This is a genomic window from Shimia sp. R9_2 (assembly GCF_017743735.1).
Lineage (GTDB): Bacteria > Pseudomonadota > Alphaproteobacteria > Rhodobacterales > Rhodobacteraceae > Shimia.
The window spans coordinates 80,823-104,494 of sequence record NZ_JAGHRO010000009.1; the positions used below are offsets into that span (position 1 = coordinate 80,823).

At 58.6% G+C, this 23,672-nt stretch carries 20 protein-coding genes; 10 read left to right on the top strand and 10 right to left on the bottom strand.

Annotated elements, in window-relative coordinates:
* Positions 1–64: 64 nt before the first annotated feature.
* Both J7400_RS18085 and ugpC read right to left on the bottom strand, forming a co-directional pair.
* A complete protein-coding gene (locus J7400_RS18085) occupies positions 65–1,300 on the bottom strand; it encodes an extracellular solute-binding protein (RefSeq protein ID WP_209065498.1) in 1,236 nt (411 codons plus the stop codon).
* Between the two features lie 80 nt (positions 1,301–1,380).
* On the bottom strand, positions 1,381–2,430 hold the full coding sequence (gene ugpC / locus J7400_RS18090) for a sn-glycerol-3-phosphate ABC transporter ATP-binding protein UgpC (RefSeq protein ID WP_209065499.1): 1,050 nt from the start codon (positions 2,428–2,430) through the stop codon (positions 1,381–1,383).
* 183 nt (positions 2,431–2,613) lie between these two features.
* On the opposite strand from ugpC, the gene J7400_RS18095 reads away from it, so the two are divergent.
* Both J7400_RS18095 and J7400_RS18100 read left to right on the top strand, forming a co-directional pair.
* On the top strand, positions 2,614–3,636 hold the full coding sequence (locus tag J7400_RS18095) for an ester cyclase (RefSeq protein ID WP_209065500.1): 1,023 nt from the start codon (positions 2,614–2,616) through the stop codon (positions 3,634–3,636).
* On the top strand, positions 3,626–4,501 hold the full coding sequence (locus tag J7400_RS18100; protein WP_209065501.1) for an amidohydrolase family protein: 876 nt from the start codon (positions 3,626–3,628) through the stop codon (positions 4,499–4,501). The genes J7400_RS18095 and J7400_RS18100 overlap by 11 nt, the downstream gene beginning before the upstream one ends.
* Before the next feature lie 10 nt (positions 4,502–4,511).
* On the opposite strand, the gene J7400_RS18105 is transcribed toward J7400_RS18100, so the two are convergent.
* Positions 4,512–5,309, bottom strand: coding sequence for a sulfotransferase (locus tag J7400_RS18105; RefSeq protein WP_209065502.1), 798 nt, complete (start codon positions 5,307–5,309; stop codon positions 4,512–4,514).
* 228 nt (positions 5,310–5,537) lie between these two features.
* Between J7400_RS18105 and J7400_RS18110 the strand changes: the two genes are divergently transcribed.
* On the top strand, positions 5,538–6,218 hold the full coding sequence (locus tag J7400_RS18110) for an AraC family transcriptional regulator (protein WP_209065503.1): 681 nt from the start codon (positions 5,538–5,540) through the stop codon (positions 6,216–6,218).
* 144 nt (positions 6,219–6,362) lie between these two features.
* Here the strand turns inward: J7400_RS18110 and J7400_RS18115 are convergent, their stop codons facing one another.
* A complete protein-coding gene (locus J7400_RS18115) occupies positions 6,363–9,806 on the bottom strand; it encodes an SdrD B-like domain-containing protein (RefSeq protein WP_209065504.1) in 3,444 nt (1,147 codons plus the stop codon).
* Positions 9,807–10,477: 671 nt separating this feature from the next.
* Between J7400_RS18115 and J7400_RS18120 the strand changes: the two genes are divergently transcribed.
* Both J7400_RS18120 and J7400_RS18125 read left to right on the top strand, forming a co-directional pair.
* The gene (locus J7400_RS18120) at positions 10,478–11,113 is read left to right on the top strand and encodes a hypothetical protein (protein WP_209065505.1); all 636 of its coding nucleotides are present in this window, start codon (positions 10,478–10,480) and stop codon (positions 11,111–11,113) included.
* A 3-nt stretch (positions 11,114–11,116) separates the two neighbouring features.
* Positions 11,117–12,010 carry a hypothetical protein gene (locus J7400_RS18125; protein WP_209065506.1) on the top strand — a complete coding sequence of 298 codons (894 nt, stop codon included), beginning with the start codon at positions 11,117–11,119 and terminating at the stop codon, positions 12,008–12,010.
* Here the strand turns inward: J7400_RS18125 and J7400_RS18130 are convergent.
* The 6 genes from J7400_RS18130 to J7400_RS21425 form a co-directional block, all read right to left on the bottom strand.
* On the bottom strand, positions 11,918–13,012 hold the full coding sequence (locus J7400_RS18130; RefSeq protein ID WP_209065507.1) for a glycosyltransferase: 1,095 nt from the start codon (positions 13,010–13,012) through the stop codon (positions 11,918–11,920). The genes J7400_RS18125 and J7400_RS18130 overlap by 93 nt on opposite strands.
* 1 nt (position 13,013) lies before the next feature.
* Positions 13,014–13,967 (bottom strand): glycosyltransferase family 2 protein, encoded by a 954-nt coding sequence (locus tag J7400_RS18135; RefSeq protein ID WP_247738901.1) that lies wholly within the window; start codon positions 13,965–13,967, stop codon positions 13,014–13,016.
* Positions 13,968–14,150: 183 nt separating this feature from the next.
* The gene (locus tag J7400_RS18140; RefSeq protein ID WP_209065509.1) at positions 14,151–14,315 is read right to left on the bottom strand and encodes a hypothetical protein; all 165 of its coding nucleotides are present in this window, start codon (positions 14,313–14,315) and stop codon (positions 14,151–14,153) included.
* A gap of 1 nt (position 14,316) precedes the next feature.
* Positions 14,317–14,643 (bottom strand): hypothetical protein, encoded by a 327-nt coding sequence (locus J7400_RS18145; RefSeq protein ID WP_209065510.1) that lies wholly within the window; start codon positions 14,641–14,643, stop codon positions 14,317–14,319.
* 13 nt (positions 14,644–14,656) lie between these two features.
* Positions 14,657–16,246 carry a GMC family oxidoreductase gene (locus J7400_RS18150; protein ID WP_209065511.1) on the bottom strand — a complete coding sequence of 530 codons (1,590 nt, stop codon included), beginning with the start codon at positions 16,244–16,246 and terminating at the stop codon, positions 14,657–14,659.
* Between the two features lie 210 nt (positions 16,247–16,456).
* Positions 16,457–17,209 (bottom strand): acyltransferase, encoded by a 753-nt coding sequence (locus tag J7400_RS21425; RefSeq protein WP_209065512.1) that lies wholly within the window; start codon positions 17,207–17,209, stop codon positions 16,457–16,459.
* A 224-nt stretch (positions 17,210–17,433) separates the two neighbouring features.
* Between J7400_RS21425 and J7400_RS18160 the strand changes: the two genes are divergently transcribed.
* From J7400_RS18160 to J7400_RS18180, 5 genes are all read left to right on the top strand, one after another.
* On the top strand, positions 17,434–19,005 hold the full coding sequence (locus J7400_RS18160; RefSeq protein WP_209065513.1) for a glycerol-3-phosphate dehydrogenase/oxidase: 1,572 nt from the start codon (positions 17,434–17,436) through the stop codon (positions 19,003–19,005).
* Between the two features lie 671 nt (positions 19,006–19,676).
* On the top strand, positions 19,677–21,167 hold the full coding sequence (locus J7400_RS18165) for a UbiA family prenyltransferase (RefSeq protein WP_209065514.1): 1,491 nt from the start codon (positions 19,677–19,679) through the stop codon (positions 21,165–21,167).
* The gene (locus J7400_RS18170) at positions 21,164–21,583 is read left to right on the top strand and encodes a GtrA family protein (RefSeq protein ID WP_209065515.1); all 420 of its coding nucleotides are present in this window, start codon (positions 21,164–21,166) and stop codon (positions 21,581–21,583) included. The genes J7400_RS18165 and J7400_RS18170 overlap by 4 nt, the downstream gene beginning before the upstream one ends.
* Positions 21,580–22,926 (top strand): FAD-binding oxidoreductase, encoded by a 1,347-nt coding sequence (locus tag J7400_RS18175; protein ID WP_209065516.1) that lies wholly within the window; start codon positions 21,580–21,582, stop codon positions 22,924–22,926. Before J7400_RS18170 ends, J7400_RS18175 begins: the two co-directional genes overlap by 4 nt.
* Positions 22,923–23,666: an SDR family oxidoreductase gene (locus J7400_RS18180; protein WP_209065517.1), complete on the top strand. Its 744-nt coding sequence runs from the start codon at positions 22,923–22,925 to the stop codon at positions 23,664–23,666. Before J7400_RS18175 ends, J7400_RS18180 begins: the two co-directional genes overlap by 4 nt.
* Positions 23,667–23,672: the final 6 nt, after the last annotated feature.

Below are 23,672 nucleotides of genomic sequence, written 5' to 3' on the forward strand. Positions count from 1 at the left end.
TTCACGAAGGGCCAGGGGCGGCAGAACCAGGGGGAGGGGACCGGTTCTGCCAAGGGATGGCTTCTTACTGAAGGAAGCCTTTTTCTTTGGCGGCAGAGACATAGGCTGCCTCAACATCGGCCAGAGCCTGCTCAGCAGATTCAGAGCCTTGCAGGAACTCGGAGAGTTCCGCGCCAAGTGCGGAGTGCATCAGACCCATGAAAGGGATCATCGGGTAAGGCTTGGTGCCGCCGGTGGCGGTTGCCAGAACACCCGCAGAGGCCGCAGAGGGCTGATAGCCTTCGACAAGCCAGACGGCTGCGTCGTTGTTGGCTTTCACATTCTCTTGGCTGATGCCGTTGAGCATGGCGACAAAGCTGGCTTCGGCGTCCTCGTCACTCACATTGGCAGCGATGGCAAAGCCGTCCCACCACAGGGAAGAGGCAGGTGTGCTGCCGCCGCCAACGGTCGGGGAGGAGACCAGCACGGTGTTGCTGACGATCTCGTCCGTGGAGCCTTCTGCATCAAGAATACCGGTGCCGCGTGAGCCCCAGAGGTGCGCAATCGCCAGATCGCCCGCTTCCCAGGAGGCCTGAACTGCGTTGGAGTCAAAGGTCAGGAAATCCGGGTTGGACTGCTCGGTCAGCGACTTGAGCATGTTGAGCGCGGCCACGCCGGTTTCGTTGTTCACATTCGGCTCTGCGGTGCCGGGTTTGAAGAACTCGCCGCCAAAGCCGAGGTACATGTTCACAAACTCTTCGCCGAGGTTCCAGCCGGTCTGGCTGGTGGTGGCGAAGGGGTGCTCCATCAGGCCTGCGGCTTTGATGGCTTCGCTTGCGGCCACAACATCCTCATAGGTGGTGGGCACCTCTACACCGGCTTTCTCAAGGATGTCGGTGCGCACAAACAGGTGCTGGGCATTGGCCATGAAGGCCACCGCCATCACTTTGCCATCCACAGTGATCAGCTGGTTCTTGGAGATGTTCTGGCCGTGTTTGGCAATCAGATCATCCAGCGGGCGGATCAGGCCTTCGCCAATCAGCGGCACGATGGCGGCGTTGGTGGTGACCACAGTGGAATATTGCGCCGGATTTGCGGTCAGCGCGGCGATTTGCAGATCGCGGTAATCTTTGTTGAGGTTGCTCTCGACGGTCACGCCGTCACCGGCGCATTGCTTGGCGCCTTCGGCAACCGCCTGAATGGCGGCAAAATCATTGCCCAGAATGCTGACGTTGCCGGAGGTCACGCCGCAGCCCGCGTAAGCGGTGGTTCCCATGAACACGGCCGCTGCGCCGAGCATTGAAAGTTTCATCATAGACATTTGTGTCTCCCTGTTTTGGTCAATTGGGGCGCTTTCACCCCGGTTGGCCTTGGCCGCTTATGCGAAGGCAGAACGCTGGGTTAAGATCCCAGTCTTGCGCCATCTTCTGCGTTGAAGAGATGGCAGATTTCAGTCGGGATGCTGAGGGAAACCAGATCGCCGATTTCGGCGCGGTAGGTCTTGTCAGCTTTCACGGAAACCAGTGCATCCCCGACACGCACGGATATCATCGTGGCGTCGCCAAGAAGCTCCAGCGTGTAGATGGGAGCGGTGATCTGGCCTTTGCCTTCGGCAACAGCCGCATCCTCTGCGCGGAAGCCGAGGGTTAGTGGGCCATCAGGGGCATCAATGCCGGAAATTTCCACATTTTGCGCGCGGAACACGCCGCCCGCGACCTCGCCATCCATCAGGTTCATGGCCGGAGAGCCGATGAAGCTTGCCACAAAGGTGTTGGCGGGGCGGTCATAGATTTCGGTGGGGGAGCCAACCTGCTGCACCACGCCTTTTTTCATCACCACAACGCGGTCCGCCAGTGTCATCGCTTCGATCTGGTCGTGGGTCACATAGATGGTGGTGGCCTGAAGATCATGGCTCAGGTTCTTGATCTGGGCGCGGGTGGAGACCCGCAGCTTGGCATCCAGATTGGAGAGCGGCTCGTCCATCAGGAAGACTTTGGGCTTGCGCACAATGGCGCGCGCCAAGGCAACGCGCTGACGCTGACCGCCGGAGAGTTCCGCCGGTTTGCGGTGCAAAAACTCGCCCAGTTCCACACGCTCTGCGGCCTGCATGATCCGTTCATGATGGGTGGCCGGATCAATGCCGCGCACCTTCAGCGGGAAGCGGATGTTCTCATAGACGTTCATGTTCGGGTAAAGCGCGTAGCTTTGAAACACCATGGCCACGTCGCGGTCTTTGGGCTCGAGCTCGTTCACCACAGTGTCGTCGATGCGGATTTCCCCTTCGGTGACATCCTCAAGCCCGGCGATCATCCGCATGGTGGTGGTTTTGCCGCAGCCGGAGGGCCCGAGCAGCACAAGGAACTCTTTGTCGGCGATGGTGAGGTCGAAGTTGTGAACACCCACAAAAGTGCCCCAGCGCTTGCCAACATTGCGAAGCTGAATTTCGGCCATTTTGGTCCCCCGAGCAGCATCCGGTTGATCCGGGTGCGTTTTGCATACGTTTGCAAAATGGTAGTGACGCGGCGTCGGTTTTGGCAAGACATTTTTGCATACGTATGCAAAAATACTGGAAACGACTCCGGAAGCCGCGTTGTTAAATGAGCAGCAAATACATGTTTAATATGGGAAAATCACATGAGTGATGTTCAAGAGGCCAAGCACATTATTCGGGCATTTTATGCCGATCTGGACGCTGCACCGGCGGAGGGCGCGGCAGAGGTGATGGCCAAATACTGTGATTCTGAGCTGTTGTGGCGTGGATTTCATCCCTTTGATGAAATCCGAGGCGCGCGCGCTGTGGGGGATAAATTCTGGACCCCGCTGCGCCAGAGCCTGACACGGATGCAGCGCCGGATGGACATCTTTTTTGCCGCGCAGAACCGGTTTGACGATCAGGGCGGTGTCTGGGTGAGCTCAATGGGGCATCTGATGGGGCTGTTTGATCAGCCGTGGCTGGGCATTGCTCCCACCGGCAAGTTGGCCTTTCTGCGCTATTGCGCCTTTCATCGGGTGTTGGATGGCAAGATTGTCGAGACCGCGATGTATTTCGACATTCCGCATCTGATGGTGCAGGCGGGTTTGCAGCCTTTCCCGGAGCAGACCGCCGCGCAGCTGGTGCAGCCCGGCCCGCTGACCCATGATGGGTTGCTCTATGAGGCGCAGCCCGCAGAAGAAGGCACCAAGACGCTGGCGGCGATTGAGGCGATGATTGGTGATCTGGGGCAATGGGACAATCCGTTGCCGCTGGAAGAAGAGCTGGCGCTGACGTGGCATGACGACATGATCTGGTGGGGGCCAACAGGGATTGGCGCGACCTACACCATTGAACGCTACGCCAAGCAGCATTCCGGGCCATTTCGGGCGGGTTTCACTGAGCGCTCCAAGACCAATCACATCTGCCGTATGGCGGAAGGGCACTATGGCGGCTTCTTTGGCTGGCCCAATTTCACCGCCGTGCCCAGTGGCGGGTTTATGGGCATGCCCGCAACCGGCAAGGCCGGAGAGTTTCGGGTGATCGACATCTATCGCCGCGAGGGCGACAAGCTGGCGGAGAACTGGATTTTCATCGATCTGCTGCATTTCTGGAAGCAGCAGGGCGTTGATATTCTGGCGCGGACCACAGGCATTTCAGGCACGGGAGCAGGCCATGCGGATTGATGCACATCACCACCTTTGGGATTTGAAGGCGGTCAGCTATCCGTGGCTGATGGCCAAAGGCGTGGCGCGGTTTTTTGGCGACCCGGCCCCGATCCAGCGGGACTACCTGATCGCGGAGTTTCGCGAAGATGCGGCGGCGCAGGGCTTTGGTGGCTCGGTGCATATTCAGGTGGGGGCCGAGGATGGTCTGGCAGAGGCGCGCTGGGTGCAGACCGTGGCAGAAGAGACGCCGGATTGGCCGATGGCGCAGGTCGTCTTTTGCGATCTGACCGCGCCGGATCTGGACGCGCAGCTGGATGCGTTTCAGGCGCTTTCGACCGTGCGCGGAGTGCGCCAGATTGTCGGACGCGCCCCCGGTGAGGATGCGGTGACCGGCACCAACGCGCTGCTCGATGATCCGGCGTTTTTGCGGGGATTGCAGTTGGCGGGAGCGCGTGGGCTGTCCTTTGATTTGCAGCTGATCCCGGAGTTGATGGAGAAGACCGCGCGGGTGCTGGCACAGGCGCCTGAGACGCAGGTGGCGCTGTGCCATGCGGGCAGCCCGCATGATCGCAGTGCGGCTGGTTTGGCGCAATGGGCCAAGCAAATGAAGGCGCTTTCCGCATTGCCTCAGGTGACGTGCAAGCTTTCGGGGCTGGGCATGTTTGATCACGACTGGACGGTGGACAGCATCCGCCCGATCGTGGCGGAATGCCTTGCGCAGTTTGGGGCATCGCGGGTGATGTTTGGGTCGAACTTTCCCGTCGACAGCCTCTCGTCAGACTACGCGACGCTCGCCGGCGCTATGCGGGAGTTGGTGCCCGAGGCGGACCACGAAGAGGTCTTTGGCGGCACGGCGGCGCGGTTTTACGGGATGGGGGCGTGATCCGGGCGGATCACTCCTCAAACAGGGGCGCGTAGCGGGTGCCCGCAAAGGCGTCCTTGAGTTCGGCGAAGTTTTTGACAACTTCGGATTTGGGGCGCTTGTTCTGTTTGGACATTTTGGAGTGAAACGGCGCTGGCGGGACATCGAGAAAGGCACAAAGACGCTGCATCTCGGCCTCTTTCTGGGCCACCAGATCTTCGTAGGTCATCTGCAAAAGACGTGAGGGCGGGAACGCCTCGGCAATCCGCGCCTCCCAGCTTTCCAGCCATTCAAAACGATCCCGGACCCAATCCACAGGCAGCTCCAGGGTTCGGTCGCCATAAGACCCGCCGACCCATTCGCCGCTCTCATAAGCCAAGCGCGTTGAAATGAGGACGGCGAGTTTGTCTTTGCGTCTGAGGTGGATGAGCCGGATGTCCTCTGCCGCGCGCAGATAGGGCAGCACGCCGCTGGTGTCGCTGATCCCGAATTTCTCGCCATAGTCGCTTTCGAGGTGGCGATAGAGCAGTTTGACGCCGACGATGTCTTCGTTGGACATGCGCGATAGGCGGCGCTCGAGATAGGACTGCGCACCCGCGCCGGTGATCCGGCGGCGGACCGCTGCGCTTTGCAACTGGTATTCACCGATGATTTCCCCGTGCTGCCGGGTTTTGGGGATGCTTTTGATCAGGGAGACCAGCAGGTTTGAGCCTGACCGTCCGGCAGAGAGGATGGCGTATTTCTTGACCGGGGGCAGGAAGAGATCGGAGATCCGTCCGGTTGAGGCGTGCAGGCAATCTTTGATCAACGCGGCGTTGGCAGGTTTCATGGCGTCTGGAACAGCAGTTTGGAAAAAATTTCAAATTCAAAAAGTCTGTGCGGGCGGACAAAAATCGCGTCCGGCGCAGGGGTGAGTTCAGCACAGGTTGCCCCCTGTCGCAAATGAATTTGGCTGTCGGGCCGCGCTCTGGAGACGGGTGTTGCAACTTTGGAAGGTTCTGCCTGCAAGACCTGCGCGGCTGTTGGCAGAGAAAGCCCCTGAGGGGCTTTCTCGTTGGTGAGAGAGGTCTCTCCTGAGGGCAAGCGTGCCTCAGCCGATGTGCTGCGCCATCATCACGAGGCCCACGAGGCTGATCGCCCAGACGATGGTCCGCAGATAGGGCACGCCGGTGAGGTAGAAGATCTGGCCGAGCGCGTGTTGCAGTCATTGCCGCAGGTGATCGTACTGGACGGGTTGGCGGAAGACCCTATCGAGTGGCTTGATGAAATGTGCGGCTTGGTGCTGCGCGAGCTGGGCGCGACGCAGCCGGGGGCAAGTTTGATGGTGTCCCGGCTTTTGGATTTGCTGCTGGTGGTTATTCTCAGACGCTGGGCGCAATCTGATGACAGCTTGCCCGGGTGGCTGGCGGCGGCGAAAGATGAGCGGATCGCGCGGGCGATTGCGGCGATCCACTCCAACAGCGGCGGCAGTCTGAGAAATGCGGAGCTGGCCGATATTGCCGGGATGTCGGTGTCTAACTTTGCGGATCGGTTCAAACAGGTGATGGGGCAGGGGCCGGGGGCCTATCTGAGAGGCTGGCGGCTGGATCAGGCCGCTGAGGCGCTGCTGCATTCTAGCGCATCGATTGAGGCGATTGCCGATCGGGTGGGCTATGCCTCAAAAGAGGCGTTCAGTCGCGCGTTTCAGGCGAAGTTCGGGCAGTCTCCCTCGGCCTGGCGCGGTGCGCGGCACGCTTGACCTTCGAACAGACAAAGAAAAGCTCCCGAAGCTGTTTCGGGAGCTTTTGATTTTGTCGCCAATGCGCTGTGAGGCTGAGGTAAGTCCAAGAGGCGCATCACGACCTGAGGGTGAGCAGGCCCCCGATTGAGGGCCTGATCTGTTTTAGATGAGCACCACTTCCTCGAAGTTGCGGATGTCGAGATCCAGCGTGGTGAAGCTGAAGGTGTCTGTGAGGATGCTGCCGTCGTTGATGCTGCCTGCTGCGGGCGCATTGAGGGCAACCAGAGCGAGGTAGGCGTCGACTTCGGCCTGAACCGCAACCGCATCGGCGCCGTCCAGCTCGATTTCGAGGCGGTCGATCCCGCTTTCCCCATCGAGGAAGTCCCGTTCGCCCGCATCGCTGGCTTCTGACCAGATGAACTCGTCGGCACCAGCGCCGCCAAGGATCACATCTGCGCCGTCGTTGGGGCTGAGGAACCGGTCATCACCCGCGCCGCCTGAGACATAATCCGAGCCCTGCAGGCCGCGGATGAAGTCATCGCCGTCGCCGCCAAAGAGTGTGTCGGCACCCGCTTGACCGGCAAGTGCGTCATTGCCGATGCCACCCAAGGCGAGGTCGGCCTGACCGTCGGCGTTGATGGTGTCGTCGCCTTCACCACCGAGCAGGGTGTCAAAGCCAGCGGTGCCCCGCAGGTTGTCGTCGCCCCGGCCGCCTTCGATGAAGTCGTCGCCGCCGCGCCCTTCGATGGTGTCTTCGCCGCGTGTGCCAAGGATGTTTTCATCCAGACCCGTGCCGGTGAAGCTGACCCCGTTTTCGCCCAGAGGCTCGACCAGCACGATGGTGCTTGGGTCCGCTGGGTCCAGCGTTGGAACGTCGCCGACCTGCACTTCGACCGTGCGGACAAAGCCGACACCGTTGGTGACGGTGTAGTTGAAGGAGTCATAGCCGGTGAAGTTCGCGCCAGCCGTGTAGGTCACGGTGCCATCCGCTTCAAGCACCACGGTGCCGTAGCCGCCGTTGTTGACCTGAGCGACCTCAAGCATGCCTTCGCTGAGCTCGATGTCATTGGCGAGCACGTCGATGTTGACGGAGCCGCCCGCACCCGGTGCGGCCACCTGATCGCTGGTGCCGCCTGGTACAAGCTCTTCCACGGCCACGGTCATATCATCAAACTGCAGGAATTCGATGTTGCGCAGGCGGTCGACGCCATCCACGGAGGTGATGATCAGCTCACCGGTGAAGATGTCGACGATTTGGATGTCCGCATCGGCAAAGTTGCCGCCAAACACCGCGGTGTCGACCTCGCCGTCGCCGTTGAGATCATCATTGCCAGCGCCGCCGATCAGGATGTCATTCTCGGACCCGCCGTTGAGATCATCCTCGCCTTCGCCACCTTCCAGCAGGTCGTCATAGCTGCCGCCTTCGAGGGTGTCGTTGCCGCCGTTGCCCATCAGGGTGTCTTCGCCGGAGAAGCCGATGATGCTGTCATCGGTTTCACAGCCCACCAGCAGGTCAAAGCCGCCGACCGGTGAGTTTTCATCGGCCTGGCTGGTGCCTTCGATCAGGCCGCAGCGCAGGATACCGGCGTCCAGCGTGAGGTTGGATTCGCCTTCGGCCAGGGTGACCACCTGAGTCATCGCGAAATCAGCGCTCATTGGCACCGCATCGGAATCGCGCGCATCATCGCCGCCCTGATTGGCCGCTGTGAAGGCAAAGCCCTCAGGCAGGATGAAGCCGACCTTGTAGTCGCCTGCAGCGAGACCGGTGAAGAGATAGTTGCCGTTCTCATCGGTCATCTGCTCAGCAAGCACCATGCCGGAGGCGGTCAGGAGCTGAACGGTGACGCCCTGCACGCCCTGTTCGCGGCCGTTAAAGAACGGATCGAATTCCTCGTCATTGAGAATGCCGTCGCCAAACAGGTCCAGCCAGACGGTGTCGCCCAGCTCTGCGGTCATCGGGTCGGTGTCACGCACACCGGCGTCATTATCGCCAGTGTCTTCGCCGGACACCACGGTGATGTTTTCAATGACGGACATGGTGGTGTCGCCGATAGCGTCGCTGTCGGAGGTGTCATCCGCGCCAACATTGGGGTTCACCAGCTCTTTGCCAACCAGCACGGCATCCGGGTCTTCGAATTTGACGCCATAGGTGCCGGGTTCCAGATCAGAGAACTGATAGTTGCCATCCGCATCGGTCAGAGTGGTGATGGCGTTGCCGCCAGCGTCCAGCACCGGATCGCCATTGGCATCGAGCAAGGTGACAAGCACACCCTGGATACCAGGCTCGTCGCCGTTGTTGTTGTCGAGGTCATCTCTGTCCACGTCGCAGAAATAGCGCCCGGAGAGGGAACCGGGATCTTCTTTCACGCAGACGCCGAGGTCGATGTCGGTCTCGCTGTCTGCGGTGACCGAGACCACGCCGGACATGCCGTTCTCATCTACGTCGGAATCGATGCTGTCATCTGTGCCAGCGTCCTGAATGGTGAATTCTGTGCCATCCGGGGCGACGCCCATGATTTTGTAGTCACCCACAGGGACGTCATCGAAACGGTAGTTGCCATCTGCATCGGTCTGGGTGGTTGCAACCACATTGCCGTCCAGATCCAGAAGCTTGATGGTAACGCCCGCTTTGGTGGGTTCAGAGACCACTTCGGTCTGATCCTGACCTTCCAGAACGATGTTGTCGATGCGGACATATTCGTAGTCGTCGCCAAAGGCTTTCAGGGTGACATCCTGACCGGATTCAATCGCAACATCTTTGATTACATAGGTGGAGAAGCCACCATCATTGGAACCCCAGCCGTCGGTGTCTGCATCCAGACGGACGGCTTCGACGACCTGACCGCCGACCTTAAGCTTGATGACGCTCTGGCCGTCTTTTTCATCCTGCACACGGATTTTTACGTCATAAACGCCGGTTTTGCCGTCAAAGGTGGTGCAAAGCTCACCGTAGCCACCTGCGCAGTAGAGCTTGACCAATTCGCCACCGGAGGCCTGCGCGCCTTCGACGGTTTTGAAGCCATAGCTGGCCATGTCTTCGGCTTCGATGGTGTAATCGCAGCCGGGGATGACGGTGACTTCGCCGTTGATGCCGTCACAATCCACATCGCAGAAGACGGTGCCGGAGATCGCGCCGGTTTCGACCTTTTCGCCTGCGCTGAGGCATTTGTAGTCGACCCAGTTGCTTTTCACGTTGCAGGTTTTGACAACGGTCAGCTCGGTGCCTTCTGGCGGCACTGCGCCGTAGAAGCTGAAATAATCGTCGCCTGCGCCGGGGGCGTTGTGATCTTCGATTTCGATTTCGATCATGTAGTAGGTCTGGCCATCAGAGCCTTTCAGCACGTGATAGCTTTCCGCATACATCTGACCGCCAACTTTTTCACCGTCGACATAGGCCTGCTGACCGGAGCGGTCGTTGGCGTGCTCATTGCGGCAGTTGTCGCCGGAGAGGAAGTAATCGTTGTCTTTGGTTGAGAGACAGACTGAGGCGCTGTCCGGCATGGTGAATTTATCGCCACAGCCGATGCTGGACCCGTTGCCGCCCTGATCCAGAAGATCGGATTCCTTGAGAGCGGTCCATTCATATTCGCGGTAATAGTATGACACTGTTAATTCCCCCTAATTACTCGCAACAAACGCGTATTTTTCGCCAAATAAGCGGGAGAGCAGCGGAGCGGGGATTCAGAGCGGAATTGCGCCGAATGTTAAACAAATAGGTCCACTTTGATGGACCGAACATCAAAGAGGCAAAAGTATAAATTTTATGCAGGCAAAAAATGGTCCTGCGGTTTGGAATTGTTAAATTCCCCCGATATTCCGCCTGTTTGATTACCCTTCCCACAGACACATCACAAATAAGATACGGAGATTTCAGCGGCGTCAATAAGTATTAATAATCTATTAAAAAAACATTTAAAATTAGATGCTTGTGAATTTCCAGTCAGGGTTTTGATACCTACCCAAAAGAGTAGCGTGCGGGGCGTGGCGTTTGGCCGTGAAATTCGCCGCTATTTCGCGCGGTTTTTATTGACGTAGCGCGCGTCGGAGGCTGATATTGAGAAAACACATTATTGTCTCTATTTGGGCCAAATCTATTGAATAACAATGATCTAGAGGCTGCTGCTGGCGGTCTGAAACGCTGCCATATTGATGGCCATGTGCATATTCATTCCGCGTTTTCTGTGGAAAAGGCGCTCGATAATGCGCGGTCGACTATGGGGCTAATGAGAAACAGTCATTCTGACCTCGGTTTTTTGTTTCTCACAGAGATATCAGGCGTGAATTTTTATGATTCTCTCCCCGAAAAGGCGGGAGAATGGGAAATCACACAAACCCAAGAAGAGATGACCAAGCTGGCGCGCACGCCGGATGGGAGCTACATCTATATTGTCGCCGGGCGGCAGGTTGTGACGCAGGAGGGGCTTGAGGTTTTGCTGCATGGGACCTCTGCGGCACCGCCTGACGGGGCGCCCTTGGCAGAGGTAATCAGCGCGGCGGTCGGGCAGGGGCTGCTGGTGGTGTTGCCCTGGGGCTTTGGCAAGTGGCAGGGCGCGCGGGGCGAGGTGGTGCGGTCGCTGATTTCGCAACCGCCGACCGACACGGGGGTCTTTGTCGCAGACAGTGGCGTGCGGATGCGTGGTGCGCAGCGGCCAGCCTTGCTGGCGGAAGCCGAAGCCCATGGCTGGCGCGTTTTGGCTGGGTCAGACCCGCTGCCGTTGCCCAATCAGGAGCGGGCCGTTGGGCGCTATGGGTTTGTCGCGGACTGCGCGATAGATCCGGAACGTCCGTTTGGCAGCATGGCGGGCTGGTTGCGACAGGTTGAACGCTCGCCGGCGTGTTTTGGGGCACTGACGACCCCGACGGCCTTTGTTGCGGCGCAGATTCGGATGCAGTTGCGAAAGCGGTTTGGCTGAGCCGTGCCTGCCACCTTGGGGCATATCGGCGCGCAGATGCTGCTCACCCGGATTGGACTGCCGCAGGCGGACACAAAATGGATTTTGGCAGGATGTGTGATCCCGGATCTGCCATGGATTTTGCAGCGTGTGGTGCGCGCCGTTGGCGATGTACCTGCGATTGAGCTGCGGCTCTATGTTGTGGCGCAAAGCAGTCTGCTGATGAGCCTGGTGCTCTGCGCCTGTTTGGCGCTGTTCAGCCGGAGAGCGTTGAGCGTTTTCAATGTATTGGCTTTTGGTGCGCTGCTGCATTTTGCTTTGGATGCGCTGCAGACAAAATGGGCCAACGGTGTGTTGCTTTTTGCGCCTCTGCGTTGGGAGCCGTTGAATTTCGGGCTGTTCTGGCCGGAGGATTGGCCCACCTATGCGCTTTATGGGCTGAGCCTTGGTGTGGTGTTCTGGATGGTTTTCAGAGATGCGCCCAATGGTGACGATTTGCGGCGCCCGAGGGGCGCGCGTGCGCGGGCTGCGGTTGTGCTTTTGGCGGTCTATTTCTGTGCGCCACTCGCGATGGAGAAAGCCGCTTTTGCGGCCAATGTGCATTCCACCAAGGTACTGGCAGAGTATGGCCAGCGTGCGGGGCGGGAGATTGGCATTGATCGCAACCGGATTGTTTTTGAGAACGGAGTGCCGCATCTGCGTGTGTGGACCGGCGAGCGCCTTGCGCTGACAAACTCAACGCTGGGCGCAGGCGCGCTTGTCTCTGTCAAAGGAGTGTTTGAAACGCCCTCAACGTTGCGGGTTGAGGACGTCCATCTGCATGCGTCAGGCGTCCGCGATATCGCTTCTTATGTCAGCCTGCTGGCGATCGCCCTGTGGTGGGGTCTCTGTATCGCGCGGGCGCGCGGTGCGTTCTGAGGCCGCCTCTTCTGCAGCGGTCGGGCGGCCCCGCAGGACTTGATCGATCTCGTAGCTGCGCAACCTTCGGCTTGAGGAGAAGATGATGATTTCCCCGACGAGGCCGAGGGCAACGATCTGGATGCCAAGCACCAGCATCAGAACCGCAAACACCAGCGCCGGGCGGTCCGCGAGGGCCGCGCCAAAGAACAGGCGCTCAATCACCAGATAGGTGGTCAGCAAGGCGCCAACCAAGATCAGGGGCACGCCGACCGAGCCAAAGAACCGCAGGGGGCGGCGTAGGTATTTCAGGCCGACAAACAGGGTCATCAGATCCACCAGCGCACCGACATGGGCGTGGGGTTTGAATTTGTAGATGTCCTGTTCGTTGAGGTTCTGCATCACCGTCACATCCACCTCCTTGACCTTATAGCCTTCAGAGGCGGCGATCAGGGGCAGGAAGTGCTGGCGGACGCCCAGTTCAGAGACCTTCTGAAACACATCGCGACGACCGGCGCGGGCGCGGCAAAACACATCGCTGAAGCTTTGTTGAAACAGGGCGCGCAGCAGGCCGTGGGTGGCCCATGAGCGGAACTTCTGGATGCCGTTGCGATCCACCTTGTCGCGTTTGCCCACCACCATATCGGCATCAGAAAGCCCATCGAGCAGCGCATTGATGGAGCCCGGCTCAATCTCGCGCCACGATGGCAAGGTGAGGACGATATCGCCCACCGCCTGGCCAATGCCGTGTTTGATGGCCGCGTCTTCGCCGGCCCAAGGGCGCTGGCCGATGGATTTGAGGTTGGGCCAGCTGTCTTGCAGCGCGCTGAGCGCCTGGGTGATGCCGGATGAGGATTGCTCATAGACCACCACCAGTTCGTAAGGCTCGGGGCGGGCATCAAGCACCGGGCGGAAATCAGACAGCAGCTCTTTCAGCCCTTTGCCATCCCCATCGGCGGTGACAATCACCGTGAGAAGTTCGCTTGCTGCTTTTGCGTCATGGGTATTTTGACTGTGAATCATTTTATTCTCCATTCGGCAGCGCGGTCACGGAATGGCCGCCGAGCCAATACAATTTGTCGGGCCCAATCTGGCGATGCACCAAGGCACAGACCACGCCGACCAAAAACAAGAAAAGGGACAGAGAGCCGCAGAGCATGGCCACGGATGTAAAGACCATGACGCTGCCGGTTTCAGCAGCGCCGGGGCCAAAGACGATGGGCCAAGCAAAGAGGCAGGTCAAAAATGCAAAAGTGACGGACAGCCCGGTGAAGCGCCGCATGGGTTTGCGCGAAAACATCAGCAGGGTTTTGATCGCAATCAGATCAAGCAGCACTTTGAAAATGCGTGACAGGCCATATTTGGACTCGCCAAATTGGCGGGCATGGTGGCGCACGCCCACCTCAGCAATGCGCGCGCCCACGGGCAATGTCATCGCCGGAATAAAGCGGTGCATATCCGAATAGAGCGGCACCCGCTTGATGGTGTTGGCGCGGTAGACCTTGAGGGAGCAGCCGTTGTCTTTCACCGGCAGGCCGGTGACCTTGCCGATCAGACGGTTGGCAATCATCGAGGGCAACTTGCGTGACAGCCATTTGTCCTGACGGTTGATGCGCCAGCCAATGACCATGTCATAGCCTTCGTCAATCTTGGCCAGCATCATGGGAATGTCTGCGGGATCGTTCTGCAGATCGCCATCCATGGTGACCAGAACCTCGCCGCGCGCATATTCGATGCCCGCCATCATCGCTGCGGTCTGTCCGTAGTTTTTGCGGAACTTCAGCACCACGACACGCGGATCCTCTGCGGAAAGCTCCGAGAGCTTTTCAAAGCTGCTGTCGGTGGATCCGTCGTCAACAAAGATGAGTTCAAAAGACAATTTGGACTCATCAAAAACGGTGGCGACTTTCTGATAGAGCAGTCCCACACTTTCTTCCTCGTTCAAAATTGGAACGATGACAGAGTATTTAACGGTCAAAGTATGACTCCTGACCAAAACAAAATAATTAAAAATACCTAAAGCAAAATGCCTTCGAATTGGCTCAAACTCTAGCAACCGCTGTGGGCTGTGGCAATTGCGGAGTGAGGTGACACGTTCACGCAACACCTTGGGCAGTGAAAATAGGCAAAAACCGCTGTGGAATTGGACAATACCGCTGGCTTAATTGGCTTTGTTTCCATTGCGGTGTTTGCGGCCGAATAAAAGAAAACACAGAGTCGCAATAAGCGCGCCGATCAGGGTGCCGGAATAGAGGCTTCCAGGGACAAAAACGGACAGGAAGAGGCCCCATGCGGCGATCAGAATCAGAAGGATGAAAACCCGCATGTCAGGCCCCTTCTTCCTGCAAAGCGATCCATGCGCAGACGCAGGCTTCGGTCTCACTCATCACCCAGCCATCGACCTGAACGGTGTGGCCTGCGGCAAAATCCTCCGCGACTTTCGCGTTTAGGGATCCGGTGTGATCAGACAGGGTCGCGTGGCGATGCAAGCCAAGTGCAGCGCGCAAGGCCGCAGGGTCCGCCGGAACGGCGCCTTGCGCAAGGGCGGCGCGGCCAATCTTTTTGAGTGCGTCCAAGGAGGGATTGGGCATGGCTTTGGCGAGCGAGGCCACCGGGCTGAGGGCGGCGGCCAGAAGCAAGTCACGTCGTTTCATAGGGTCGCCCTCCTTACAGGCTGCCTGCGCGTGCGTCGGCTTTGAATTTGTCTGCCATGCGGATCGACAGGGCGGCGATGGTTACGGTCGGGTTGGCGTAGCCATTGGTGGGGAACACGGATGAGCTGCTGATGAAGAGGTTGCTGATGCCATGCACCTGACAGTCGGCGTTTACCACGCCGGTGTCCGGCCCCGCTGACATGCGGGTGGTGCCGCAGTGGTGTTTGCCGCGGGCGACAAAGCTTGGCCAGTCGTAGTCCTCGCTGAGCACATCGGTCCAGACGCGACCTGCACCTGTGCGGCTGATCTCTGAGGCGAGCAGTTCTGTGGCGCGTTTGACGGTGCGCATTTCCTGATCCGTGAGCTGCCAGTTCAGCGCGATCTGGCGCTGGCCGAAGCGGTCTGTTTCTTCCACCAGATGCACGGTGCTGTCGTAATTTGGCACGCATTCAAACCCAAGCCACGGGCCAACCCATTCGCGGGTGATCAGATCGTCTCTTGTATCAAGGGCGCGCCGCCAGATGCCGTTGACCGCGCCATCCAGATCGGTCAGCACGTTCTGGATATGCGGGGCGAGGCCGTTGCCTTTGCCGCGGAGCTGTTTGGTAAGCTGGCCAATGGCCAGATCGCCGGGGGAGCGCGCGGCGGGGAACATGTGGAAAATGAAGCTTGCGATTTGTTCGCGCCGGAGCAGATCATCTGACGGCACAATGGCCGCAAACATGCCGCCCACATCGTCAAACTCGTATGGCTCGGCATAAAGATCGATGTTGGGGGCGTTGCGGCCCGCCAGAATGCGCGCGGCCGGGCGGATGGCGGCGTGGTCTGCAAAGAAGCGGCCCACAAGGTCATTGCCGTTGCCAATGCCGGTGTTTTGCACCTTGTTTGACAGAAGCATCAGGCGCGGGATTTCGATGCCGCCCATGCAGAGGACATAACGCTTGGCCTCGCAGCGCAGCCTTGGGCCGTCGATGCAGGCCAGATCAATGCCCGTGATCTCGGAGGCGGTGGACGTGCTGTCGATGTTGAGCGCATTGGCGTTGAGAAACACCGTGACATTCTCAGACGCCCGGAGCGCGTCCTCGTAGGTATAGCCAAAAGCCGTTGGCGGGCTTTGGTTGATGGAGACGTTTTCCAGAAGATCCGGGTTGAGGTCAAAGAGGTCAAAGCCAAGACGGTCCGCCCAATAGGCGATGTCATAGGGGCGCTCTTCATGAAGCTCGAAATAGGGCTGCGCGCGGTCATAAAACGGGGCGACATCATCATAGGTGATGGGCCAGCCGGACCATTTCATCCAGTCGCGCACCTCAAAATCCACCGGTGCCAGACGCATGGCGTGGCCGCTCCAGTGGTTTGAAGAGCCACCAAGAAAGCGCAGGCGGGCCTCATCCAGCGGGTCATATTGAAAGCCGAGGTTCGGCCCCTTGTAGAGTTGCTGGGTTTCATCCTCATAATAGATGCCACCGCTTTCAATCAGGGCAACTTTTAGAGGGGAGCCAGAGAGTTCCAGTGCAAGGGTGATGCCCGCAGGGCCACCGCCGACGATGCAGATGTCGGCGTCGATAACCTCGCCGTCAGGTAAGCTGCGAGCGTCAATAATCATCTCGTCTTCACAATATGCTATGTCAAAATTTGAGGGCGAGGCCCTCCTTAAAATCTAAGGCCACGTTAGGTCGTGGTGGCGGTTTGTGGCAAGCTGTTTGCGCGAGAAAGCGCGCGGGGGCGTGGTTTTGATACATCGGTGCGGCTCAAACACCCAAACGGGATGCACGGATTTGGAAAAGGGCCGTCCGGCGTAGAGCGGCAGCGCTGATCAGCTGCGGAGGCGGATAACACGGGCGGGAACGCCTGCGACAATGGCGTTGTCGTCCACATCGCTGGTGACCACCGAACCTGCCGCTATCACCGCGCCGTTGCCGATGCGGACCCCGTCCAGAATAGAGACATGCGCGCCGACCCAGACGTCATTTCCAAGCACCACAGGGCCTTTGGTTTCCAGACCTTGTGTCACCATGGGGCCTTCGCCAAGGGCCATTTTGTAGCGCCCGCCGCCGAAGTAGCATTGGCCTGCGATGATGCAGTGATCGCCAATTTCAATGCCCGATACACCGCTGAGATTGCACTGGCTGCCGATGGAGCAATCCGCGCCAATGCGCAGGTGGTTGTTTTTCACGAGCAGCACGGTGTCGCGCGCAATCAGGGTGCGCGGGCCAATGGAAAAATCATCGGCAGAAGCCGCGCCGCGCGCGTCTAGCGCGCAGCCGTCATCAATGGTCACGCTCTCGCCCAGCGACATGCGGGTGGGGCAACGCAAAGATATATTGCGGCCAAAATTGACGCCTTTTCCGGTTTTGGCAAATAGGCCGGGGAATAGGTGTTTTCTGAGAAAGAAGCCCAAAGCGCCGCGCGTGCCAGCCGCAAACATCATGGCAAATTCATACCGCAGAAAGGCGCTGAAACTGGAATTGCCGACAAAGAATTTCTGATATTTTTGCAGGGCAGAGCTGTCGTCGTTTAACGCATCAACGACGCGGTCTTTTTTAAGAGTGTCGCGCTCACTTTCCACCAGCGTCCCCTATAAACAACCCAAGCCTGAATTGCGTAGCACCAAAAAAGCGCGCCTCGCAAGATGCCTGCGCAGAGTGTTGTGATGTGGTCACGCAGGTGATGCCTCAATTCCTCAGCGCGGCAATTGGCAGCATGACAAACGGTGGGAAATTGCGTCTTATCAAAGGCGGTTATTTGATTAAGTGGCCGTTTTTAATAGATTCGTGCACCATTGGTGACTTTATGAAACGTGATTTGTCAGAGCTGTCGACGCGGCAGTTTGATCTGGTTGTTGTGGGCGGCGGTGTGCTGGGGGCCAGTGTGGCGCGGGATGCGGCGTTGCGAGGGTTGAGCGTGGCGCTGGTGGAGCAGGCCGATTTTTGCAGTGCCACAAGCCACAACTCCCTGAAGACCATTCACGGCGGCATCCGCTATCTTCAGCATCTCAATTTCAAGCGGGCGATTGAATCGATCCGTGAGCAGCAGATTTTTCTGCAGACTGCGCCGCATCTGGTGCAGCCGATGCGGTTTTTGATGCCGGCTTACGGGTTTGGCATGCGGGGGCCTGCCGCGCTTGGCATTGGGGTGGCGCTTTATGAGTTCCTCAATGCCTGTGTGGCCCTACGCGACGGTCGCAGGCTCAAGGCCCCCAAGGGGCGCGTTATGGGAGCGAAGCGCTATCGTGAGATGGTGCCGGGCATGGAGGATCAGCCCCTGAGCGGCGGGGCGATGTGGATGGATGCGCAGGTCTCGCTGGCGGATAAGGCGGTGCTGCAGATGTTGCAGCAGGCGGCGGAGTATGGGGCTTCGGTGGCCAATTATGTGACCGCAGATGCGCCGCTGTTTCGGGAGGATGATCCGCAGGTGATCGCTGGCGTCAAAGCGCGGGACATACGCAGCGGGACGTGTTTTGACATTCAGGCACGCGCAGTTGTCAACGCAACCGGTCCCTGGGCGGCGAGCTGGATCAACGGTGCGGGGGAGCCCCAGCTGACTATGCAGCTTGGGCTGGTCAAGAGCATGAATTTGGTGACCCGCAAGCCGGCGCTGCCCCATGGGGTGGCAGTGCGCAGCAACCGCGCCTCTGACTCCAAGGTCGACAGTGCCAACCGCATGTTTTTTGTGGTGCCCTGGCAGGGCAAAACCATGATCGGCACCACCCATGTGGCGCATGAGGGGGCAGAGGTGGATGACCGGGTTGGGCCGGGTGATGTGGCTGATTTTGTTGAGGAGTTTAATGAGGTCTACCCGGAGCTGGGGCTGACTCCTGAGGATGTGCTTTACAGCTACGCGGGGCTGGCGCCTGCGATGCAGGAAGAGGGCGCAGAGGCGGTGCCGCTGCATGAGAGCGAGATCATCGATCATGGTGTTGTGGACGGGATTGTCGGGCTGTTCAGCATTGTCAGCGTGAAATGGACCACCGCGCGGCTGGTGGCGGAGCAGACGGTTGATCAGCTGTTGGGCGCACAGGCAAAAGCGCGGCCCTGCCAGACGCGCAGCGTGGGCTTGCCGGATTATGAAAGCATGCCGCATGAGATTGCAGGGATGACGGAGGCGCAGCTGCGCGCCTTTGTGCGCCAGCATGTGGACGGGACGCAGGCCTTCCGGCTGAGTGATGTGCTGCTCAGGCGCACAAATGATCTGGTGCTGGGCGCGATGAGCGCGCAGCAATTTGAGGTGGTTGTCAGCGAAATGGCGGCGCTTTTGGGTTGGAGCGAAGAGATGCGGAGCGAGGAGATTTCGCTGGTTTTGGAACGGCTCTCCAATGCGGCGCAGAAAGCGGATCTTTCTGCGCAAATGGATCTGATTTCCTGATGTTCGATCCAATGGTGTGCGTTTCAATATTCCTGTGAATGGGGCTGCTGATATGCGGCAATCATACCGCGTTTTTTGGCAAGTCGCGGATCAGAATTACTGTTGTCAGGATAAAGCTAGGCCGATCACAAGGCTTGGGCTAAATATTAGAGTATTGATTCTCTAATTTATGAGGCCCACCCATGGGTGTTGACGGTACTTTTTCTCGGCCTGTCAAAAACTTGATTGCCAGCAGCCTAAATTTTTTGTCGAAATCGGCCGCAGGGCGGCCCAAGTAGGACGCTGTCGCTGATTGTGGAATTGAGCCACAAATCGATAGCGCGCTTTTTGATGCGATGCCGCAAAAAAATCGAATAATTCGGCTGTGATGTGCGTGCGGATGGCCGCATAGGAACGCCTAAAAACGGGGACATGAATACACGCGTATTATTGGTCAGTGCTTCGAACCATTTTGGGTGAGGGCTGGTGCGTATTTCTGTGCCAACTTTCTGTGGATGGCGGGCCATTTGCCGCTCTGCGGCGTTTTTAAATGACTGGATATTGCGCAAATCGATATTTTGGCAACTCTGAGAGCCAAGTTACGCTTTCTTGAACAGCTATCGCTTGGTTTAGAATAGAGCTTGGGGTTTCCTACTTTTAGATTTTAGACTTTTTTGGTTTTGGATTAAATTATGACGACGATAGGAGCACAGCGCGGATCTGCGGACGCTCTTGAATTTGACATGTCTGATACTGTGGACATACCGTTGGTCGTTGATTTGGACGGCACGCTGACCAAATCAGATACGATGCACGAAGCGCTTTTGCTGTTGATTGCAAAGCAGCCTGCAAAATTGCCTCAGATTGTCTCTTGGCTGTTTGCGGGGAAAGCGCAGTTCAAAGACAAGCTGGCCGCCGAAATGGTGGTTGATGCCGACAGCGTGCCGCTGCGTGAGGATGTGTTGGCGCAGATTTCTGCGGCCAAAGAGAGTGGGCGGCAGGTGCTGCTGGTGTCGGCCTCAAACCACAGACAGGTGAGTCTGATCGGGGATCAGCTGGAGCTGTTTGACGAGGCGATTGGCTCGGATGCGCAGCGCAATCTTGCAGGCAGCGCCAAGGCGCAATGGCTTGTGGATCGGTTTGGCGAGCGGGGCTTTGATTATATCGGGGATTCCAGCGCCGACCTTGAGGTTTGGCCCAAGGCGCGCAAGGCAATCACCATCGGGGCCAAGCCGGCGGTGCGTGCGCGTGTGGATGCGATGGATGTCGAGGTCACCCATTTGGACAGGAATAGTGATGAAAGCGCGACGCGCAAAGCGCGCCATTACCTCAAAGCGATGCGGCCGCATCAGTGGCTGAAGAACCTTTTGGTGTTTGTACCTGCGCTGGCCGCGCATGAGATGTCGATGCTGCTGCCGTCGTTTTTTGCCTTTTGTGCCTTTAGTCTCGCGGCCTCCAGCATCTATTTGATCAATGATATGCTCGACTTGCACGTGGACCGGCAACACCCGCGCAAATGCAAACGCCCGTTTGCGGCGGGTACCATTCCGGTCGCCCATGGGGTTGTGCATTCGGCGGGGCTGTTTCTGACGGCGATGGTGATTGCGGCCTTCCTGCCATCGGCCTTTGCATTGGTTCTGGTAGGCTATGTGGCGCTGACCTTTGCCTATTCTCTGGTGCTCAAGCGCAAGCTGATGATTGATATCTGGACCCTTGGTGCGCTTTACACGATCCGGATCGTGGCCGGTGGCGCGGCCAGTGGCATCCCGCTGTCTGAGTGGCTTCTGGCGTTCTCGATGTTTGTCTTCCTTGCGCTGGCTGCGGTGAAGCGGATTTCCGAGCTCAAGGATCTGGAAGCGCGGGATTTGGACAGCACCGATGGGCGCGGATACAGCGTGGGCGATTTGCCTGTGGTGCTGGGGGCGATGTTGGCTTCCGGCTATTGTTCGGTGGTGATCCTGGCGCTTTATGTCTCCAACTCCAATGTGGCGAGCCTATACTCGGAACCAAAGCTTCTTTGGTTGGTGTGCATGATGCTGCTTTATTGGATCAATCGCGTGGCCATCATCTCCTATCGCGGAGAGATGGATGACGATCCCATTGTTTTTGCTCTCAAAGATAAGGTGAGCCTGATTGTCTTTGCCGCCTGCGGCGCGGTGTTTCTGGCGAGTGCGCAGCTATGACACTGACGCAACTTGTCACCCGCTACAGCGCGTTTGCGGTGGTGGCGACCATCGCGAACCTGCTGACGCAGCGCTTGTCCCTGGCGCTATATGAAGGCAGTTTTGGGGTTCCGCTGGCGATTTTTGTCGGCACGGTTGTGGGGCTGGTGGTGAAGTTTCACCTCGACAAGCGCTGGATCTTTTTTGATGTCTCCAAGGAGGCGCAGAGCCGGAAATTTGGCCTCTACACCCTGATGGGGGTGATCACGACGGTGATTTTCTGGGGCTCGGAGTATGGGTTCTGGCTGGTCTGGCAGACCGATTTGATGCGCGAAGTGGGCGCTGTGCTGGGTTTGAGCATCGGCTATTTCTGCAAGTATCATCTGGACAAGCGGTTTGTGTTTACCCCTGCGGCTGGCGTTGGGGGGCATGCATGATCAAGACGCAGACGCTCTCAGGCTGGGGACGCTGGCCGCAGCGCAAGTGCGCGACGGCGCCGCTTGATCCGGCAGGGTTTGACGCGCTGCCAGTGGCTGCGGGCAAGGGCATGATCGCGCGCGGCTTTGGCCGCTCTTATGGCGATATTGCCATGAACCCGGACCTCACATTGCTGGGCACAGCGCGCAATCGGATCCTGTCTTTTGATGAAGACACCGGCACGCTTGTGGCCGAAGCGGGCTTGAGCCTCACCGAAATTCTGGACGTGTTTGTACCGCGCGGCTGGTTTCCTGCGGTGACGCCGGGGACAAAATTTGTCTCGCTGGCGGGGCTGATCGCGGTGGATGCGCACGGCAAGAACCACCACAAGGTGGGCAGCTTTGGCGATCACGTTCTGTGGTTTGATCTTTATTGCGCGGACGGGCAGATCCGACGCTGTTCGCCTGAGGAGAACACCGCGCTGTTTCATGCCACGATTGGCGGCAATGGCTTGACGGGGCATATCCTGACGGTGTGCACCAAGCTGCTGTCGATCCCTTCGGGTTGGGTGCGGCAGACCACCCATGTGGCGGAAAACCTCGCTGACGCGATTGAGATTTTTGAGACCCACAACGATGTGACCTATTCTGTGGCCTGGATCGACTGTTTGGCCAAAGGTGCGCATCGCGGGCGCTCGCTGGTGTTTCTGGGAGAGCATGCCGCGCCTGAGGAATTGGCTGCGGCCCAGCGGGATCTGCCATTTGATATTCCCTTGCGCAAGAAGCAACGGATGCCGATGGATGCGCCCTCCTGGGCGCTGAACACCTACACCATTCGTGCCTTCAACCGGCTCTATCACAAGAAGAATTCTCAAAATCTCGCACCGCAGCTCGTTGACTATGACCGGTATTTCTATCCGCTGGATGCGATCCTTGAGTGGAACCGGCTTTATGGGCGCGGCGGGTTTGCGCAGTATCAATGTGCGCTGCCGCTGGCGGAGTCTGAGGCCGGGCTGACCAAGCTGTTGACCGCGATTTCCGATGCGGGGCTTGGCTCTTTCCTTGCAGTGCTGAAACGCTTTGGCCCCGGCGCGCCGCAGCGGCCTCTGTCGTTTCCGATGGAAGGCTACACGCTGGCGCTTGATTTCCAGCTGTCGCCGCGCGCGCTGACCCTGATGACCGCGCTTGATGAGATTACAACGGACCATGGCGGGCGTCTTTACATGGCGAAGGACAGCCGCATGAGCCAGCCGATGCTTGAGGCAGGATATGCCGAGGGCTTGCCTGCGTTTCGTGACCTGCGCGCCCAATCCGGTGCGCGCGGGCTATTTCAATCTATGCAATCCCAGAGGCTGAACCTGTGACACCTGCCGACACTCCCGCATTGATCCTTGGTGCCCGGTCCGGCATCGCCCGTGGCATTGCCGTCGCGCTGGCCAAGCGTGGGCATCCCATTATGCTGGCCGCGCGCAATGCGCAGCGGCTGGAGGCGGATGTCTCCGATATCTCTATCCGGCACAGCGTGGAGGTGTCCGCGCATGATTTTGATGTGCTGGATGTGGCGGGGCATCAGAGCTTTCTTGAAAGCCTGCCGATGAAGCCGGGCATCGTGGTCTGCGCCATCGGTGTTCTGGGCGACCAGGAGGCGGATGCGGGGGACAGCGCGGCGACCAAGCTGATTGTTGAGAGCAATTTCCTCGCGCCATGCCTGTTTCTGGAGCGGGTGGCGACGCAGATGTCCGCTTCAGGGCGGGGCGGGCATATTGTTGGCATAGGCTCTGTTGCCGGTGATCGCGGGCGCGCCAAAAACTACGTCTATGGCTCCGCCAAGGCGGGGTTTGCGGCCTATCTTTCCGGCCTGCGGCAGAAATATGCGGCCAGCGCGCTGCATGTGATGACGGTGAAGCCGGGCTTTGTGCGCACCGCGATGACGGAGGGGATGGATCTGCCCGGACCGCTGACCACCGACGCAGAGCCGTTTGCCGAGCGCGTCGTGGCGGCGATGGAGAAGGGCAAGCTTGTCTATTACGACATGCGGTGGCGTGCGCTGATGGGCGTGATCACGCATCTGCCCGAACGTATTTTTATGAAGACCAAATTTTGAAGAGAT